General features: G+C 59.4%; 19 protein-coding genes. 2 read left to right on the forward strand and 17 right to left on the reverse strand.

Annotated elements, in window-relative coordinates:
• Window positions 1-6 precede the first annotated feature (6 nt).
• Window positions 7-477, reverse strand: coding sequence for an EF-hand domain-containing protein (locus GS620_RS11225; protein WP_171167334.1), 471 nt, complete (start codon window positions 475-477; stop codon window positions 7-9).
• Between the two features lie 219 nt (window positions 478-696).
• On the opposite strand from GS620_RS11225, the gene GS620_RS11230 reads away from it, so the two are divergent.
• Window positions 697-1,095, forward strand: coding sequence for a DUF983 domain-containing protein (locus tag GS620_RS11230; RefSeq protein ID WP_171115058.1), 399 nt, complete (start codon window positions 697-699; stop codon window positions 1,093-1,095).
• Window positions 1,096-1,120: 25 nt separating this feature from the next.
• A complete protein-coding gene (locus GS620_RS11235) occupies window positions 1,121-1,822 on the forward strand; it encodes an NUDIX hydrolase (RefSeq protein WP_171168614.1) in 702 nt (233 codons plus the stop codon).
• A gap of 10 nt (window positions 1,823-1,832) precedes the next feature.
• Here the strand turns inward: GS620_RS11235 and GS620_RS11240 are convergent, their stop codons facing one another.
• From GS620_RS11240 to nuoF, 16 genes are all read right to left on the reverse strand, one after another.
• Window positions 1,833-3,500, reverse strand: a complete 1,668-nt coding sequence (locus GS620_RS11240) for a ribonuclease J (protein ID WP_171615905.1) — start codon at window positions 3,498-3,500, stop codon at window positions 1,833-1,835.
• Window positions 3,497-4,276, reverse strand: a complete 780-nt coding sequence (locus tag GS620_RS11245; RefSeq protein ID WP_152458573.1) for a type III pantothenate kinase — start codon at window positions 4,274-4,276, stop codon at window positions 3,497-3,499. Before GS620_RS11245 ends, GS620_RS11240 begins: the two co-directional genes overlap by 4 nt.
• An 11-nt stretch (window positions 4,277-4,287) precedes the next feature.
• Window positions 4,288-5,037, reverse strand: a complete 750-nt coding sequence (locus tag GS620_RS11250; protein WP_152458574.1) for a biotin--[acetyl-CoA-carboxylase] ligase — start codon at window positions 5,035-5,037, stop codon at window positions 4,288-4,290.
• A gap of 54 nt (window positions 5,038-5,091) precedes the next feature.
• Complete coding sequence (gene nuoN / locus GS620_RS11255) at window positions 5,092-6,534, reverse strand: NADH-quinone oxidoreductase subunit NuoN (protein ID WP_171615907.1); 1,443 nt, start codon at window positions 6,532-6,534, stop codon at window positions 5,092-5,094.
• Between the two features lie 15 nt (window positions 6,535-6,549).
• A complete protein-coding gene (locus tag GS620_RS11260) occupies window positions 6,550-8,094 on the reverse strand; it encodes an NADH-quinone oxidoreductase subunit M (RefSeq protein WP_170343791.1) in 1,545 nt (514 codons plus the stop codon).
• On the reverse strand, window positions 8,094-10,247 hold the full coding sequence (gene nuoL, locus GS620_RS11265; RefSeq protein WP_171615909.1) for an NADH-quinone oxidoreductase subunit L: 2,154 nt from the start codon (window positions 10,245-10,247) through the stop codon (window positions 8,094-8,096). The genes GS620_RS11260 and nuoL overlap by 1 nt, the downstream gene beginning before the upstream one ends.
• A gap of 6 nt (window positions 10,248-10,253) precedes the next feature.
• Window positions 10,254-10,559, reverse strand: coding sequence for an NADH-quinone oxidoreductase subunit NuoK (gene nuoK, locus GS620_RS11270; protein WP_005984024.1), 306 nt, complete (start codon window positions 10,557-10,559; stop codon window positions 10,254-10,256).
• Window positions 10,560-10,563: 4 nt separating this feature from the next.
• On the reverse strand, window positions 10,564-11,166 hold the full coding sequence (locus tag GS620_RS11275; protein WP_171615911.1) for an NADH-quinone oxidoreductase subunit J: 603 nt from the start codon (window positions 11,164-11,166) through the stop codon (window positions 10,564-10,566).
• Window positions 11,163-11,573 carry a carboxymuconolactone decarboxylase family protein gene (locus GS620_RS11280; protein ID WP_152458579.1) on the reverse strand — a complete coding sequence of 137 codons (411 nt, stop codon included), beginning with the start codon at window positions 11,571-11,573 and terminating at the stop codon, window positions 11,163-11,165. The genes GS620_RS11275 and GS620_RS11280 overlap by 4 nt, the downstream gene beginning before the upstream one ends.
• Window positions 11,570-12,064, reverse strand: coding sequence for an NADH-quinone oxidoreductase subunit NuoI (gene nuoI / locus GS620_RS11285; protein WP_152458580.1), 495 nt, complete (start codon window positions 12,062-12,064; stop codon window positions 11,570-11,572). The genes GS620_RS11280 and nuoI overlap by 4 nt, the downstream gene beginning before the upstream one ends.
• 1 nt (window position 12,065) lies before the next feature.
• Window positions 12,066-13,103 carry an NADH-quinone oxidoreductase subunit NuoH gene (nuoH, locus tag GS620_RS11290; RefSeq protein WP_152458581.1) on the reverse strand — a complete coding sequence of 346 codons (1,038 nt, stop codon included), beginning with the start codon at window positions 13,101-13,103 and terminating at the stop codon, window positions 12,066-12,068.
• Between the two features lie 204 nt (window positions 13,104-13,307).
• On the reverse strand, window positions 13,308-15,329 hold the full coding sequence (gene nuoG, locus GS620_RS11295; protein WP_171615913.1) for an NADH-quinone oxidoreductase subunit NuoG: 2,022 nt from the start codon (window positions 15,327-15,329) through the stop codon (window positions 13,308-13,310).
• A 5-nt stretch (window positions 15,330-15,334) separates the two neighbouring features.
• Window positions 15,335-15,739, reverse strand: coding sequence for a DUF5333 domain-containing protein (locus GS620_RS11300; RefSeq protein ID WP_171167319.1), 405 nt, complete (start codon window positions 15,737-15,739; stop codon window positions 15,335-15,337).
• A 98-nt stretch (window positions 15,740-15,837) separates the two neighbouring features.
• Window positions 15,838-16,188 (reverse strand): hypothetical protein, encoded by a 351-nt coding sequence (locus GS620_RS11305; protein WP_171167317.1) that lies wholly within the window; start codon window positions 16,186-16,188, stop codon window positions 15,838-15,840.
• Window positions 16,189-16,225: 37 nt separating this feature from the next.
• Window positions 16,226-16,642 (reverse strand): MAPEG family protein, encoded by a 417-nt coding sequence (locus GS620_RS11310; RefSeq protein ID WP_171329746.1) that lies wholly within the window; start codon window positions 16,640-16,642, stop codon window positions 16,226-16,228.
• Between the two features lie 5 nt (window positions 16,643-16,647).
• Window positions 16,648-17,946 (reverse strand): NADH-quinone oxidoreductase subunit NuoF, encoded by a 1,299-nt coding sequence (gene nuoF, locus GS620_RS11315; protein ID WP_152458587.1) that lies wholly within the window; start codon window positions 17,944-17,946, stop codon window positions 16,648-16,650.

Genomic DNA, 17,946 nt, shown 5'->3' on the forward strand with positions numbered 1-17,946 from the left:
CCTGCATCAGTTATCGCTTGCATTCGATTTTTGATGCTTTTTCTTATGGTGCCGTCCCATCCGATCTTTGGCATCGGCAAATTCCTGTTCCGAGATTCCGCCACTGTTGTCCGCATCCATCCGATCAAACATCTTGTCAGCCCGGCGCGGTTTCGGCAACTCATCCTGGCTGAGGAAGCCATCTTTGTTCGCGTCGTTGTTTTCGAACATCCTGGCAACCCGATCGCTGGCTTTCTTCTGGGCGGCAGCCTGCATTTCTTCCTGGCTCAGCATTCCATCCCCATTGGTGTCCGCCTCGGTGAAACGAGCGGTGCGATGCGCCTCCATCTCTTGTTGCGTCACCTGACCATCGCCATCGGCGTCCAGTTCCTGAAAGGACACCGGCTCGCGGCCACCCGGGCCAGCGGCCAGAACAGAAGTACCGGTAATCGCAACAGCCGACATAACAATGGCCGAGATGAATGTAACGTTTTTCATTTCCGTTTCCTTTTGTTGACGCGGCCCGAGTGCCGCCGCTCATACCCATTCAAACGGGCGGCGCCAGGATATCCGTCGCTGAAATCGAATTTATTTTTGAAAGGTTCGGGGTCGCCCCATGCCGACGTGTCGGGCAGACGTTGCAAAGCGACGCACCCCCCTTTTAAATTTTCACGATCAGGCCCATTATCCGCAAAAGATTACTGCGCGAGTTACATTATGACGGATCAGACGATCGAAACGACCTCTGAAGATGAGCGTGAGACATGGCCCGCCCTGGTCAAGGGGTTTCGCTGCAAATGCCCCAACTGCGGGGAAGGCAAGCTGTTGCACAGCTATCTCAAGGTCAATGACTCCTGCTCGAACTGCGGGCAGGAGTTGTTTCACCATCGCGCAGATGATGGGCCCGCCTACCTGACAATCCTACTGGTCGGCCACCTGCTGGCGCCAGCTCTGCACGTGTCCTATGTGCATTGGCGGCCCGATCCGTGGACCATGGCCATCGGCTTTTCCGTCGCCTGCGTTGCCCTGTCCCTGTACCTGTTGCCACGCCTGAAAGGTGCGGTGGTGGCGTATCAGTGGGCACGCCGCATGCATGGCTTTGGAAAAACCGCGTGACCCGACCCAGTTGACCAGTTTGGACATGACACCCGACAAAACAGCCATCCGGGACGCAGCGACGGTTATCGTGCTGCGGGACAGATGGACAAACCCCTCGATCCTTATGGGGCAGCGCGGGTCCAAAGCGGCCTTCATGCCGAACAAGTTCGTCTTTCCCGGTGGCGCGGTTGATCCGGCTGACGCGGATGTTCCATTGGCAACGGATTTGCCGGATCTGTGCTTTGAACGTTTGGGCGAACAGGCCGAGCCGGGGACTCAACGCGCCCTCGCCGCGGCCGCCATACGCGAGCTTTGGGAAGAAACCGGTCTTGTTCTTGGCCAGCCGGGCACATGGCCCGGTCATGTATCTGACGATTGGCAGAGCTTTGCCGCGTTGGGTTACCTGCCAACTGCCGCTGCGCTTCAGTTCGTCTTTCGCGCGGTAACTCCGCCTGGCCGGCCCCGCCGGTTTGATGCGCGGTTCTTTCTGGTCGACGCCGACGCTCTGCAAGGTGATGTGGATGATTTCAGTCACGCCTCGGATGAGCTGTCGCACCTGCAATGGGTGCCACTGGATCGGGCACGGGATCTGGATCTGCCGTTTATCACCGAGGTCGTTCTGGCGGAAATAGCGGCCCGGGTTACGTCCCCCGAGCCGCCATCGTCGGTTCCATTCTACAAAAACAACGAAGAAGCCAACCTGTTCCTGCGTCTCAGGGGCTATCCGATGCCAACCCACGACTGACGGATCGGTTTCACCGCATCCGGCTGACCACCACCGTCACTTCGGGCTTTTTGCCAATTTCGGCTTTGGCTGTCTGCCGCACGATGCGGCGCATTTCTTCTTCCAGCTTGTCGTCATCGCGCAGGGTCTTGGCGGCGGCCCGCATCAGGAACTGGTTCAGGTCCTCTTCCAGAACTTCGACCAACGCGGCACGGGACGTGCCGGTTTCGGGCAGCCCCATGGTATCGCACCACGGCTCGCCCAGCGGTTCGTCTTCTTCGTCCAGAACCACCGTCACCGTAACATGGCCGTTCAAAGCCATGCGGATACGATCCCGCACCACGCCGTCAAGGGCGCCGATCTTAACGGTGCCGTCCAGATATGTGCGACCGGTTTCAACATAATCAACGACAACAGGCGCATTGCCGCTGAGATCCAGCATGGTGCCGTTCACTGCCAGCACTCCGGTTCTGCCGCCCTGCTCTGCCAGTTTGACATGCTCGCGCAGGTGCCGGTGTTCGCCATGCATCGGGATCACGAATTGCGGATCGGTCAGTGCGTGCACTTTCTCGAGGTCCGGCCGGTTCGCATGGCCCGAGACATGATAGAGGCCCGAACTGTCATCGACGACATCCACGCCCTTTTCGCTGAGCTGGTTCATGATAAAGATCACGCCCCGCTCGTTCCCGGGAATGGTTTTCGAGGAAAACAGGAACAGATCGCCCTCGGCCAGCTCCAGACCACGGTACTTGCCACGGGCCAGTTGGGCGCTTGCGGCCCGTCGTTCCCCCTGGCTGCCGGTCACGATCAGCATCAGGTTCTGGCGCGGAAGGTCCAGAGCCTCTTCGGCGCTGATCACCTTGGGAAAATCCGCAAGAATACCGGTTTCGGTCGCGGCTTCGATCATCCGACGCATCGCGCGCCCCAGCAGGACGACGGAACGCCCGGCCCGCGCACCCGCCTCGGCCAGCGTTTTGACCCGCGCGACGTTTGACGCAAAAGTGGTCGCCACGACCATACCTTCCGCGCCTTCGACCAGCTTGACAATCTCGGGGCCAACTTCGGATTCCGAACGCCCCGGATGGGTCGAAAACACATTCGTACTGTCACAGACCAGCGCCTTGATGCCGGGCTTGGCGACCTCGGCCCACAGGTCAGGGTCAAAAGCCTCTCCAACGACCGGAGCAGCATCCAGCTTGAAGTCGCCCGAATGCACGACACGCCCTGCGGGGGTGTCGATGACCAATGCGGCACTTTCGGGAATCGAGTGCGAAACCGGAAGGAAACCAACCGTGAACGGCCCGACGGACACCTGTTCAGGCCAGGCGGAAACGGTCGTGACCGCCTCGGTCGGGTGTGCGTGTTCTTCCATCTTGCGGCGCGCGATATTGGCCGTGAAGGCGCGCGCATAGACCGGCGCGCCCAAAGCTTCATAACAATGGGCCACGGCACCGACATGGTCTTCATGGGCGTGCGTGATGAAAACACCATCCAGTCGGTCGGCACGCTCTTTCAGCCATGAGATATCGGCAAAGATAAGGTCAACGCCCGGCGTTGTGTCCATATCGGGAAAAGTGACGCCCAGATCCACAAGGATCAGGCGTTCCTTTCCCGGTTCACCGTAGCCGTACACATAGGCGTTCATGCCAATTTCGCCCGCGCCACCCAGCGGCAGGTAGATCAATCTTTCACTGCTCATACGGAGCCATTATCCTTGTTGTAGCGATGGATCACGGTCAGGCCGTGCATCGTCAGATCATCCTCGATTGCGTCGAACCCCACGTCGGCCTGATCGAACAAGGGGGCCAGCCCTCCGGTTCCAACGACTTTCATCGGCATTCCATATTCAGCCTTGATCCGGGCGATCAGCCCCTCGATCAAACCGGAATATCCCCAATACACGCCCGATTGAATACAACCAACCGTATTCGTACCGATCACCTTGTCAGGTCGGGAGACATCGATATGCGGCAGCGCCGCGGCGCCCTGATGCAGGGCCTCAAGGCTCAGGTTCACACCGGGGGCGATAATGCCCCCCACATATGCGCCGTCGGCGGCGACAACGTCGAAATTCGTTGCGGTTCCGAAATCCACGACAACCACATTGCCACCATGGCGGTCAAAAGCGCCCACGGCATTGGCCAGTCGATCCGGGCCAGGCACCGTGCCTTCATCCACACGCGGCGGGACAGGCAACAGGCAATCGGGCTTGCCCACAACCAATGGTCTGCAACCAAAAAAACGATCGGCGAAGATACGCAGGTTGAACACGACGCGCGGAACGGTCGAGGCGATGATCACATCGGTGATGTCCGCCTCGATCCCGTAATGCTTCACCAGCGTCGAATACCAGGTGAAATAAGCGTCTGCCGTGCGCGCATGGTGGGTCGAGGTGCGCAGGGTACACAAAAACTCCTCACCGTCCCAGATCGAAAAGACGGTATTGGTATTGCCGCAATCGATGGCCAGAAGCATCCGCGCCCCTCTCAGAAATAGACATCCGCCGCAGGAATGCTCACGCGGCCTTTGGCGGTGTTTAAGACAAGGTTACCGCTTGCGTCCACCGTTTCGAAGGTTCCAACCGTTTCTGACGTACCGGTCCGCGCGGTGATGACCTCGCCCAACCGGGCCGCGCGGGACAGCCAGGCGGTGCGGATCGGTTCGAACCCATAGGTGACGAACTGGGTTTCATACGCGGCGTAGGCCGCGGCCAGTTCGGTCAGAAAATCCTCGGGCGAGACATGTGCCCCGGTTTCCGAAAGAAGTGAGACGGGACGAACCGCACCGGGCTCTACCGCGTCGGCATCCGGGGCATTGGCCAGATTCACTCCGATGCCGATGGACAGATGCCCCACGCCATGCCCCTGCCCCGTGCTTTCCAGCAGGATACCGGCAAGCTTGCCGCCGTTCAGCAGCACGTCATTGGGCCATTTCAGCGACAGTCCGGCAGCCCGCCCGGTAACGGCGACGCACGCGTCAAAAAGGGCCAGCGCCGCCACGAAACTGCGCAAAGCCGCCTGTTCCGGCGCGCCCTGAGGACGCATCAGCAAGGTCGCCGCCAGGTTGCCCATCGGGTTGGCCCAGCTTCGTCCGCGCCGCCCGCGCGCCGCCGTCTGGTGATGCGCCATGATCCAGACGGGACCACGCGCATTCGGAGCAATCCGCGCCGCTTCATTCAGCGTGCTGTCGACTTCCTGCACCTCGTGCAGGCCATAGCCTTGGGGCCATTTTGTCATATCAAAAAGGCTCGGTCGCGCAACCGAGCCCCTCTTTCCGGTTGTGCAAAACGATCAGTTGACAAGCGTGGCCGCCGCGGCTGCTGCCGCGCCCTCGACGCCGAACTGATAGAAGATACCGACCAGCATCAGGGCCGCAGACCCCATCAATGCCACCCACAGAACAGGGGTCGACCGGGTTTCGATCGGCTCTTCGTTCTCGGCCCCGAAATACATGTAGAACACGATCCGCAGGTAATAGAAGGCACCGATGACCGAAGCGATGGCCGAGACGACGACCAGACCGGTCAGACCCGCACTGACGCCCGCCTGCCAGACGCCGAATTTCGCAAAGAAACCAAGCATCGGAGGCACGCCCGCAAGGCTGAACATCAGGATCAGCACCGCCAGCGCCTTGCCCGGATCACGCTTGGAGTATTGCCGCAGAGCGTCAATGTCGGTGATGGGTTTGCCGTCACGCTCCATCATCAGAATGAAGGCGAAGGTGCCGATATTCATGGTCACGTAGATGGCCAGATACATCAGCATCGCCTTGATACCCAGCTCGGTACCGGCGGCAAGGCCAATCAGCGCATAGCCCATATGGGCAATCGACGAAAACGCCATCAGACGCTTGATGTCGCGCTGCCCGATCGCGGCCACGGCCCCCAGCAACATCGACAATACGGACAGCAGGACAATCACTTGCTGCCAGTCTTCGACAACACCGCCGAACGCGTCATGCAACAGGCGCGCGAACAACGCCATCGCCGCAACCTTGGGCGCGGTCGCAAAGAAGGCCGTAATCGGCGTGGGAGACCCCTCGTAAACGTCCGGCGTCCACATATGGAACGGAACGGCCGAGACCTTGAAGGCCAGACCCGAGATCAGGAAGATCAGACCAAACAGCAGCCCCAACGAAACATCGCCATGGTGAACTGTCTGGATGATGCCCGAGAACAACGTTGTGCCGGTGAAGCCATAGACCAGCGAGGCGCCATAAAGCAGCAGCCCCGAGCTCAGCGCACCCAGCACGAAATACTTCAGACCTGCCTCGGTCGATTTCGCGCTGTCACGACGCAGAGCAGCCACGACATAGAGCGACAGCGATTGCAGCTCGAGCCCCATGTAAAGCGACATCAGATCGCCTGCGCTGACCATCATCATCATCCCCACGGCGGCCAGTGCCACCAGCAAAGGATATTCAAATCGCAGCAGATCACGGCGCGCCATGTATTCCTGGCTCATGACCAGAACGGCACCCGCCGACAGCAGGATGGCAACCTTGGCAAAGCGGGCAAAGCCGTCATCGACGAACATGCCGTTGAAGGCGACGTTTGTACCCTCACCCTGAGTTGCAATCCAGATTGCCAGAAGGGCCATAAGACCTGCCGTGGTCCAGACCAGCAGAGGCGCCAGCCCGTCCTTTGTCGTATAGACAGCCCCCAGCAGCGCCGCCATCGCATAAAGCGCCAGAACGATTTCCGGCAGGATAATTGTCAGATCAGCCTGGATCATGTCTCCAAAGCTCCCTTAATGCGAAGCGGCTGTCTGAGTCGCAGCCTCAGCCGCGGCCAGAGCCGTGTCATAGTTCGAAATCAGCGCCGCTGTGGATTGCCCGATCACATCGGTCACCAGCGACGGGTAGACACCCAGCAGGATGGTCATCACGATCAGCGGGGCGAAGATCAACCGCTCGCGCGTGCTCATGTCGGTCATCGCCTTGAGGCTTTCCTTGATCAGATCGCCAAACACGACCCGGCGGTAGAGCCACAGCGCATAAGCCGCCGAGAAGATCACACCGGTCGCGGCCACCGCCGTTACCCAGGTGTTGACCTGGAACGCGCCCATCAGGGTCAGGAATTCGCCGATGAACCCGGATGTACCCGGCAGGCCGACATTGGCCATGGTAAACAGCATGAAGACCAGCGCGTATGCAGGCATCCGGATCACCAGACCGCCATAAGCCTCGATGTCGCGGGTGTGCATCCGGTCATAGATCACGCCGACACAGAGGAAGAGCGCGGCCGAGATGAACCCGTGGCTGAGCATCTGGAAGATCGCTCCGTCAATGCCCTGCTGGTTCGCAGCAAAGATGCCCATGGTCACAAAGCCCATATGCGCGACCGAGGAATACGCGATCAGCTTTTTCATATCCTCCTGCACCAGCGCCACCAGCGAGGTGTAGACAACCGCGATGGCAGACATCCACAGCACCAGATCGGTCATCACGGCCGAACCCACCGGGAACATCGGCAGGCTGAACCGCAGGAAACCATAGCCGCCCATTTTCAAAAGGATCGCCGCCAGTACGACCGAGCCCGCCGTGGGCGCCTGAACGTGGGCGTCCGGCAACCAGGTATGCACCGGCCACATCGGCATTTTCACCGCGAAAGAAGCAAAGAAGGCCAGGAACATCAGGGTCTGCATGCCGCCGACAACATAGATGCCCAGCACGCTGAAGCCCTCGGACGAGAACTGGTGCGTCATCAGCGCGGCAATGTCCGTGGTGCCTGCGTCCGCATACATTGCAACCATGGCCACCAGCATTAGGACCGAGCCAAGGAAGGTGTAGAGGAAGAACTTGAAGCTGGCGTAGATCCGATCCTTGCCACCCCAGATCCCGATGATCAGGAACATCGGGATCAGGCCCGCTTCGAAGAACAGGTAGAACAGCACCAGATCAAGCGCCATGAAGACGCCCAGCATCAGCGTTTCCAGCAGCAGGAAGGCAACCATATATTCCTTGACGCGATCCGTGACATTCCAGCTGGCCAGGATGGTAAGCGGCATGATGAAGGTGGTCAGCAGGACGAACAGAACACTGATGCCATCAACACCCATCTTGTACTTGAGGCCCATCAGCCACTCACCCTCTTCCACCATCTGGAAGCCGGGGTTCGACGGGTCAAAGCCTGTATAGATGCCGATGGAAACCAGGAAGGTCACAGTGGTGGCCAGCAGAGCAGTCCACTTAGCGTTCCGCTGTGCCGCTGCATCGTCACCCTGTAGGAACAAGGCCAGAATGCCTGCGGCGAAGGCGGGGATAAACGTGACGATCGAAAGGATATAGTCCATTAGTGGGCCCCTCCGCCGATCGACATCCAGGTCACAAGGGCCGCGATGCCCAGCACCATCCAGAAGGCATAGGTAAAGATGTACCCGGTCTGCGCCTTGCCGGCGAGGCGGGTGAAGAAGGGAACGACGCCCATTGCTACTCCGTTCAGGAAGCCATCGATTGTATTGCCGTCACCGCGTTTCCACAGGAAGCGGCCAAGCGCGACGGTGGGTTTGACGAAGATCGCATCGTAAATCTCGTCAAAGTACCATTTGTTCAGCAGGAACAGGTACAGAGGACGCTGGTTGGCGGCCAGACGTGCCGGTAGCGACGTATTCACGATGTAGAACCAGTACGCGACCACAAAGCCAAGCAACATGGCAGCGAACGGCGAAAACTTGACCCATTTCGGCGCGGCGTGCGCGTCGTCCAGAACATGGTTGTCTGGTGCCATATAGAGAGCACCCTCACCCGGCTTGCCCGCGAACACATAATGATGGTCACCGCCATGCGTGTCTTTCTCGCCATGTTCTGCATTGTCGGCATGGCTGTCAGCCGCGTGGCTTTCATCGGCATGGCTGTCTTCACCGTGCGAAGCATCCGCCGCAGCATGATCACCGGCCTCGGCATGTTCTGACGCTTCTGCCACCGGAATACCGTAGAACTTGCCGACCTTGTCCGCATGGCCGAAGAAATTGCCATACCAGATCATTCCGGCAAACACCGCACCCAGTGACAACACGCCCAAAGGCACCAACATGGTCATCGGGCTTTCATGTGCGTGGTCGTGGGTGTGCTTGTCCCCACGCGGTTTGCCGTAGAAGGTCAGGAAGATCAGACGCCAGCTGTAGAACGAGGTGAACATCGCCGCGATCACCAGCATCCAGAAAGCATAGCCAGTGCCGCCCGCATAGGCGCTTTCGATAATCGCGTCTTTCGACAGGAACCCAGCAAAACCGATCGTGGTAAGCGGAATGCCGACACCTGTGATGGCCAGCGTACCGATCATCATCGCCCAGAAGGTATAGGGGATCTTTTTGCGCAGACCGCCGTACTCCGTCATCTCTTGCTCGTGATGCATGGCGTGGATCACCGACCCCGCGCCAAGGAACAACAGCGCCTTGAAGAAAGCGTGCGTGAACAGGTGGAACATGGCCGCCGAGTACATGCCGACGCCCGCGGCCACGAACATGTATCCCAGCTGGGAACAGGTCGAATACGCAATGACGCGCTTGATGTCGGTCTGTACCAGACCCACGGTCGCCGCGAAGAACGCAGTCGAGGCCCCAAGGAAGGTGATGAACCCGGTCGCGCCCGGCGCGAACTCCATCAGCGGCGACATGCGGCAGACCAGGAACACGCCCGCTGTCACCATGGTGGCCGCGTGGATCAGGGCCGACACAGGCGTCGGGCCTTCCATCGCGTCCGGCAACCAGGTGTGCAGGATCAGCTGCGCGGATTTACCCATCGCACCGATGAACAGCAGAACACAGATCACCTCGACCGCGGTCCATTCGCCCCACAGGAAATGCAGCTTTTCTTCTGCAAGCGCGGGTGCCGATGCGAAAATGTCCGAGAAGTTGATGCTGTCGGTCAGGAAGAACAGCGCAAAGATGCCCAGAGCAAAGCCGAAATCGCCCACACGGTTGACGATGAACGCTTTCATCGCCGCCGCATTTGCCGAAGGCTTGCGATAGTAGAAGCCGATCAGCAGGTAGGATGCGACCCCCACGCCTTCCCAGCCAAAGAACATCTGCACAAGGTTGTCCGCCGTCACCAGCATCAGCATGGCGAAGGTAAAAAAGGACAGATAGGCGAAGAAACGCGGCTTATAGCTTTCGCCTTCGCGCCATTGCGGGTCGTGATCCATGTAGCCAAAGCTGTAGAGATGCACGAGCGCCGAAACCGTGGTGACCACGATCAGCATGATGGCGGTCAGCCGGTCCAGACGAATGGCCCACGAGGTCGAGAGCGACCCGCTTTCGATCCAGCGCATGATCTCGATCTGCTGGGTCTGTCCGTCAAAGCTGAAGAAGACGATCCACGAAAGCAGACAGGCCAGGAACAACAGGCCCGTGGCCGTCCACAGCGCGGCCTTTTCACCGATGAACTTCCAGCCAAAGCCGCAGATCAGCGCGCCCACCAGCGGGGCAAAGAGGATTGTGGTTTCCATGATCCCTTACCCCTTCATCATATTGACGTCTTCAACCGCGATGGTGCCGCGGTTGCGGAAGAAGCAGACCAGAATGGCCAACCCGATCGCCGCCTCGGCCGCCGCCACCGTCAGAACGAACAGCGTGAAGACCTGCCCGACCAGATCGCCGAGGAAACTGGAAAACGCCACGAGGTTGATATTCACCGCCAGCAGCATCAGTTCGATGCTCATCAGCAGGATGATGACGTTCTTGCGGTTCAGGAAGAGACCGAAGATGCCGATGACGAACAGCGTCGCCGCGACCGTAAGATAGTGTTCAAGTCCGATCATGGTCTCAAAGTCCCTGCCCCGGTTTCACGTCCTTCAAATCCATTGCCTTGGCCGGGTCGCGCATCATCTGGCCGACGATGTCCTGACGCTTGATGTCCTGACGGTGGCGCAGCGTCAGCACGATGGCACCGATCATGGCCACCAGCAGGATCAGGCCCGCCAGCTGGAACAGAAGGAAGTATTGATCGTAAAGAATGACGCCAAGCGCCTCGGTGTTGTGACGGTCCGCCGGGACCGGCTGCGCCAAATTGGCCGCTGCGCCCTGCGCGCTGTCCCAGGCCCCGAAGGCCATGACGAACTGCATCAGGATGACCAGACCGATCAGCAGGGCCAACGGCATATAGCGCGCCATCTCGGCCTTGAGTTCGGCAAAGTCCACGTCCAGCATCATAACGACGAACAGGAACAGAACCGCGACCGCGCCCACGTAAACGATGATCAGCAACATCGCCACGAACTCGGCCCCCAGTAGCACAAACAGCCCCGCCGAGGATAGAAACGCCAGGATCAGCCACAGCACCGAGTGCACCGGCTGGCGGCTGATCACCGTGAACAGCCCGCCGGTGATGGCGCTGATGGCAAACAGATAGAAGGCAAAGACGGTCATTGATCCTCATCCTCGTTGTCGCCCATGACCTCTTGCGCCAGATCCAGCGCGCGGGTCATGGCCGGGATGCCGGCAAAGACCGACATCTGACCGATCGTTTCCACGATCTCTTGTTTCTTTGCGCCTGCCTCCAGTGCATGGCGCACAGTCTGGCGTACGGCCGAGTCCGCCTGAGCGCCCTGACAGGTCAGCCCGGCCAGCGTCAGCAACAGGCGAGTCTTGGCATCCAGCCCGTCCTTGTTGACGGTGTTGCCGAACATCATCTCCATGACCTCTTTCGGCATGGTCGGCCACAGCGCCTCGAACCCCTTGGGCGAGAAGCTTTCCATCGCCGGGTTCATCGCCTTGGCCATGTCCTGAGCCTGCTTCATCATCAGCTCGAACGGATTTGTCGGGCTGTCAGTCATCGGTAAGGCGCGTCCAGTTCCAGATTGCGGGCGATCTCGGCTTCCCAGCGTTCGCCGTTGTCCAGCAGTTTTTGCTTGTCATAGAACAGCTCTTCGCGGGTTTCCGTTGCGAATTCGAAATTCGGGCCTTCGACGATGGCATCGACCGGGCAGGCCTCCTGACAGAAACCGCAATAGATGCACTTGGTCATGTCGATGTCGTACCGCGTAGTACGGCGGCTGCCGTCTTCGCGCGGTTCGGCGTCGATGGTGATGGCTTGCGCCGGGCAGATCGCCTCGCAGAGTTTGCAGGCGATGCAGCGTTCTTCACCATTCGGATAGCGGCGCAGAGCGTGTTCGCCGCGGAAACGTGGGGACAGAGGCCCCTTTTCGTGCGGATAGTTCACCGTGGCCTTGGGCGCGAAGAAATACTTCAGCCCCAGCTTCATGCCGACCCAGAAGTCTTGCAGAAGGAAGTATTTGGCAGCGCGGGTATAGTCAATTTGAGTCATATCAGCCTCCTACGCTCCAACGGGCAAATGCGCCCCAGAACCAGTCGAATTTCGCCGCGAAGGCCACGAAAACCACCCAAGCCAGCGAGAATGGCAGGAACACTTTCCAACCCAGCCGCATCAGCTGGTCATAGCGGTAGCGGGGCGTGATCGCCTTGACCATCGCGAAGATGAAGAAGAAGAACGCCATCTTGGCGACCATCCACAGCACGCCATCGGGCAGGCCCGGGATCGGCGAAAGCCAGCCGCCGAAGAACAGCAGAGAGGTCAGCGCGCACATCAGGAAGATCGCGATGTATTCGCCTGCCATGAACAGCAGGAAAGGCGTGGCCGAGTATTCGACCTGATAACCGGCGACCAGTTCAGATTCCGCCTCGGGCAGGTCGAAGGGCGGGCGGTTGGTTTCGGCCAGGGCCGAGATGAAGAACAGGAACACCATCGGGAAATGCGGCAGCCAGTACCAGCTGAAGAACCCGAACGAGCCGTCCTGAGCACGCACGATGTCACCAAAATTCATCGAGCCGGTCGAGATGATCACACCGATGATGATCAGGCCGATCGAAACCTCGTAGGAAATCATCTGCGCGGCCGAGCGCAGCGAGCCCAGGAACGGGTACTTTGAGTTCGACGCCCAACCGCCCATGATCACGCCATAAACCTCGAGCGAGGACACGGCGAATACATAGAGGATGGCCACGTTGATATCCGACAGAACCCATCCATCGTTGAACGGGATCACCGCCCAGGCGATCATGGCCAGAACGAAGGATGTCAGCGGTGCGAGGATAAAGACCGTCCGGTCGGCGCCCGCAGGAATGACGACCTCTTTCACCACATATTTCAGGGCATCCGCCACCGATTGCAGCAGGCCATAGACGCCCACCACGTTGGGGCCGCGGCGCATCTGGACAGCAGCCCAGATCTTGCGGTCCCCGTAAACAAGGAACAACAGTGAAATCATCACAAAGGCAACAACGGCAAGCACTTGCGCCAGAATGATGATGGCTATTCCGCCTGGGGTGTTAAAGAATTCAGCCATTGGTCCTCACACCGTGGGTATTCCGTTTTCCGCGCGCGATGCAAAGGCCAGAAGCCTGCGCAAATTGCGGCTGGGTCGGCGCGTTGGTGTAAACAGCATCTGCCGCCATTGCGCCACCCTTAATATTCGGTTTCACATGCAAATCTGGCGCGGCGAACTGCCACCCGGCAGCCGCTTTTGCCTGCGATATGAAACAGGTCTGGGTCATTCCGCCGCGATCTTCTCGGATTTGCGGGCCTGCGCCTGTGCCGACAACTCGGCCATCAGCTGTGACGCCCGTGCGATCGGGTTGGTCAGGTAGAAATCCTTGATCGCATAGCGGAAAGTTGCGTTGCCCAGAGCACCGGCGTCGAGAGCTTTCACTTCGTTCTCGATCACTTCGTCGATGCGGGCCAGATGCGGAACCGCCTCGATCAAGGCCGTGCGCAACTGTGCCAGAGAGTCGAAGGGCAGTGTTGCGCCCAGTTCGGCCGACAAGGCGCGCAGGATGGCCCAGTTCTCCTTCGCCTCACCCGGCGCAAAACCGGCCCGCATCGCCAGCTGAGGACGACCTTCGGTGTTTACGAACACGCCGTTTTCCTCGGTATAGGCCGCGCCTGGCAGTATCACATCGGCGCGGTGTGCGCCCCGGTCACCATGGCTGCCCTGATAGATCACAAAGGCGCCTTCGCCGATCTCGACCTCATCCGCACCAAGGTTGTAGATCACGTCGGCGGCGCTGATCGCGTCCATTCCGCCTTCGTTCGTGGCACCCACATCCATCGCACCGACGCGCGACGCCGCAGTGTGCAAAACGATCAGACCACTTTCCGTATTGGCCGCGATGGCTTGCGCAGCAGCCAGCACGGCGGCGCCGTCCGCTTCCTGCAAAGCGCCCTGCCCGATGATGACCAACGAACGTTTGCCCTTGATCTCATCATCTCCGCCCATGTCGACAACTTTTTGCAGCGCTGTTCGATCATCGCCAACATGGTGATACTCATATGTCAGATCCACCGCAGGACCGACCAAAGCGACTTCGGCCCCATGCGCCCACGCCTTGCGAATGCGCGCGTTCAGGACAGGCGCTTCGTCACGTGGGTTGGTTCCGATCAGCAGGATGCGTTCCGTGGTGTCGATGTCTTCAATCGCGGAGGTACCAGCGTAAGCGCCGCGATTGCCCGCCGGAAGCTTTGCGCCATCGGTACGGCATTCGACAACACCACCCTGCCCTTCGATCATCTGTTTCAGCGCAAACGCCGCCTCGACCGGAGCCAGATCGCCCACGATACCGGCAGGTTTCTCGGCGCCCTTCAGCGCCTCTGCTGCCCTGGTAAGCGCCTCGGACCATGAGGCCGGGCGCAGCTTGCCATTTTCACGGACATAGGGCTTGTCCAAACGCTGACGGCGCAGGCCATCCCAGACGAAACGTGTCTTGTCGCTGATCCATTCCTCGTTCACGCCGTCATGGTTGCGCGGCAGGAAACGCATGACTTCACGGCCTTTGGTATCGACGCGTATGTTCGATCCCAACGCATCCATCACATCGATGCTTTCGGTTTTGGTCAATTCCCACGGACGCGCGGTAAAGGCGTAGGGCTTGGAAGTCAGCGCCCCAACCGGGCACAGATCGATGATGTTGCCCTGCAAATTCGAATCCAGCGTCTGGTTGAGATACGAGGTGATCTCGGCATCCTCACCGCGACCGGTCTGACCCATCTGAGTTATCCCGGCAACTTCGGTGGTGAAGCGCACGCAGCGTGTGCAGCTGATGCAGCGGGTCATCGCCGTGCCCACAAGCGGGCCAAGATCCAGGTCATCGACTGCCCGCTTTGCTTCCTTGAAACGGGATCCGGACATGCCATAAGCCATCGCCTGATCCTGAAGGTCGCATTCACCACCCTGATCGCAGATCGGGCAATCCAGAGGGTGGTTGATCAGCAGGAACTCCATCACGCCTTCGCGGGCCTTTTTGACCATGGGCGAGTTCGTCTTGACCTCCGGGGGTTGCCCTTCAGGCCCCGGACGCAGGTCACGCACCTGCATCGCGCAGGAGGCCGCAGGTTTCGGCGGCCCGCCGACGACCTCGACCAGGCACATCCGGCAATTGCCAGCAATCGACAGACGCTCGTGATAACAAAAGCGCGGCACTTCGACCCCGGCTTGTTCACAAGCCTGGATCAGGGTCATCGCGCCATCGACTTCGATTTCCTGTCCGTCGATATTGATCTTGCGGAGGTCAGACATGGCTTTCAATTCGCCCTCAAATAAACGCCAATGGCGCTGTTTCTTTGGATTTCCTTCTGCCCCAGAGTGCAGAATGTGTTGGGGTTGTCATAGGTCACGCCATTCGAAGCCAGATACGCCTCGCCCTTGGCGCGCATCCGGTCCTTTTCAGCATCCGATTCGACGTAAGAGCGGATTTCGGTATCCGAATACCCCAGCTTGTTCGCCTTGGACCGCAGCCCCCACATCACACTGATCGCTTTCAATCGACGCCCGCTGATCGAGGGGCAATATTCCGAAATTTCATTTGCGATGGCGATGTAATAGAGTTCGTCGTCGATCTCTTTGACATCCCTCAAGGGCGGCTTCGCATTTGCGACGGCAGGCAATGTGATCAAGACAGCCAGGGTGAGTGTTTTGGCAAAAGACATGGATCTTCCCTTCGTTTTGGACGCACCAAAACGAACCGGTCCGGTCTTGCTAGGCAATAGCGGCCGGCAATCCGTGTCGTGATATGCAAAACCGCGCGTCATGGCCGTTGGCATTTTCCCGCAAAGGTCAATTGATCATCACTGATGCGCAGGTTCTGCGGTTCAGTGTCCGGCCCCACTTTCCAGTCGATCCGCGAAGACCCGAAATTCTGCACGCAAAACTTGGTTCCTTCGTGTCGGCCGGCCTCACGCGCGCCGTCCAGCGATGCGGACGCACCCTTTACCACAACGGTAAAGTCCGTTGGCGATGCTTTCTTGTCGACCGCCTTCGCCTTTGCCTTGAACGCCTTTCCATCGAACAGAATACGATCTTCCGACGGCTTGATGATGCCGCAGGCGGACACGCTTGCCAGTGCCAGCAGGACTACAAGGGTTTTTCGGGCCTTCATACTATCCCTCTTCGTGTTCTCATCTGCCGGGACGTCATCACAACGCCGCCACCAATGCCATAAGCCCAATCACAAACATGCAGGCCCAGCCCAATACATACAGCACGGACCGAAGGCCACTGTTCGGTTTGCCTATGCCTTTGATGTGCACCACCAGCATCACCAACCGCGCGACCAAAGCGACAGACGCCAGCAGATTGACCCAGAACGGGCTGGCGCCCAGCAATACCGCCGCGGTCACAACAGCCACAAACGCCGGAAGCGTTTCCGTTCCGTTCAGATAGGCCCGGTTCAGTCGATAGGCCTGGTCGGAATAGTCCTGCTCAGGGGTTGCCCCCGGCGCGAGGCCCTTGCCCTGCTTGGCCAGTGCTGAAAACGGGGCCAGGAACAGAACCACCAGCGTGAAAAGCACAACCGATGAAATCGCGTGGCTGTATTCTGCAAACATGTCCATCCCGATCACTCCGCCGCCATCGCACCCATACGGCCCGATTTCTGAGCCTTGATGCGATCTTCGATTTCTTCGCGGAAATTCCGGATCAGGCCCTGGATCGGCCAGGCGGCCGCATCGCCAAGGGCGCAGATCGTGTGACCTTCCACCTGTTTGGTCACATCAAACAGCATGTCGATCTCTTCCAGCTCGGCCTCGCCGCGCACCAAGCGGTCCATGACCCGCATCATCCAGCCGGTGCCTTCGCGGCAGGGCGTGCACTGGCCGCAGCTTTCGTGTTTGTAGAATTTCGACAAGCGCCAGATCGCCTTAATGATGTCGGTGGACTTGTCCATCACGATCACCGCCGCCGTTCCAAGCCCCGAGCCCAGATCGTTGCGCAGATAATCGAAATCCATGATCGCGTCGCGCATGTTCTCACCGCGCACACACGGAACGGAGGATCCACCGGGGATCACGGCCAGCAGATTGTCCCAGCCGCCGCGAATGCCGCCGCAATGGGTCTCGATCAGCTCCTCGAAGGAAATCGACATCGCCTCTTCGACCACGCAGGGGTTGTTGACGTGACCCGAGATTGCAAACAGCTTGGTGCCCGCGTTGTTCTGGCGGCCGAAACCTGCGAACCAATCCGCCCCACGACGCAGAATCGTAGGCACGACAGCGATGGATTCGACGTTGTTCACGGTCGTCGGGCAGCCATACAAGCCCGCACCTGCGGGGAACGGCGGCTTCATCCGCGGCATGCCCTTTTTACCTTCGAGGCTTTCAATCAGCGCGGTTTCCTCGCCACAGATATAGGCGCCTGCCCCGTGGTGTAGAAACAGGTCGAAATCCCAGCCCGAGCCGGCGGCATTCTTGCCCAGAAGACCCGCGTCATAGGCCTCGTCGATCGCGGCCTGCAACGCCTCGCGTTCGCGGATGTACTCACCACGCAGATAGATGTAGCAGGTGTGAGCGTTCATGGCGAAAGACGCGATCAGGCAGCCCTCGATCAGCGTATGCGGATCATGGCGCATGATCTCGCGGTCTTTGCAGGTGCCGGGTTCGGATTCGTCCGCGTTGACCACCAGATAGGACGGGCGCCCGTCGCTTTCCTTGGGCATGAACGACCATTTGAGACCAGTCGGGAAACCCGCACCGCCGCGTCCGCGCAGCCCGGAATCCTTCATCGTCTGGATGATCCAGTCGCGCCCTTTTTCAATCAGGCCAGCAGTGCCGTCCCAATGCCCGCGAGCCTGCGCACCTTTCAGCGTGCGTTCATGCATCCCGTAGATGTTGGTAAAGATCCGGTCCTGATCCTTCAGCAT

This window comes from Ruegeria sp. HKCCD6428 (genome assembly GCF_013110595.1).
Taxonomy (GTDB): Bacteria; Pseudomonadota; Alphaproteobacteria; order Rhodobacterales; family Rhodobacteraceae; genus Ruegeria.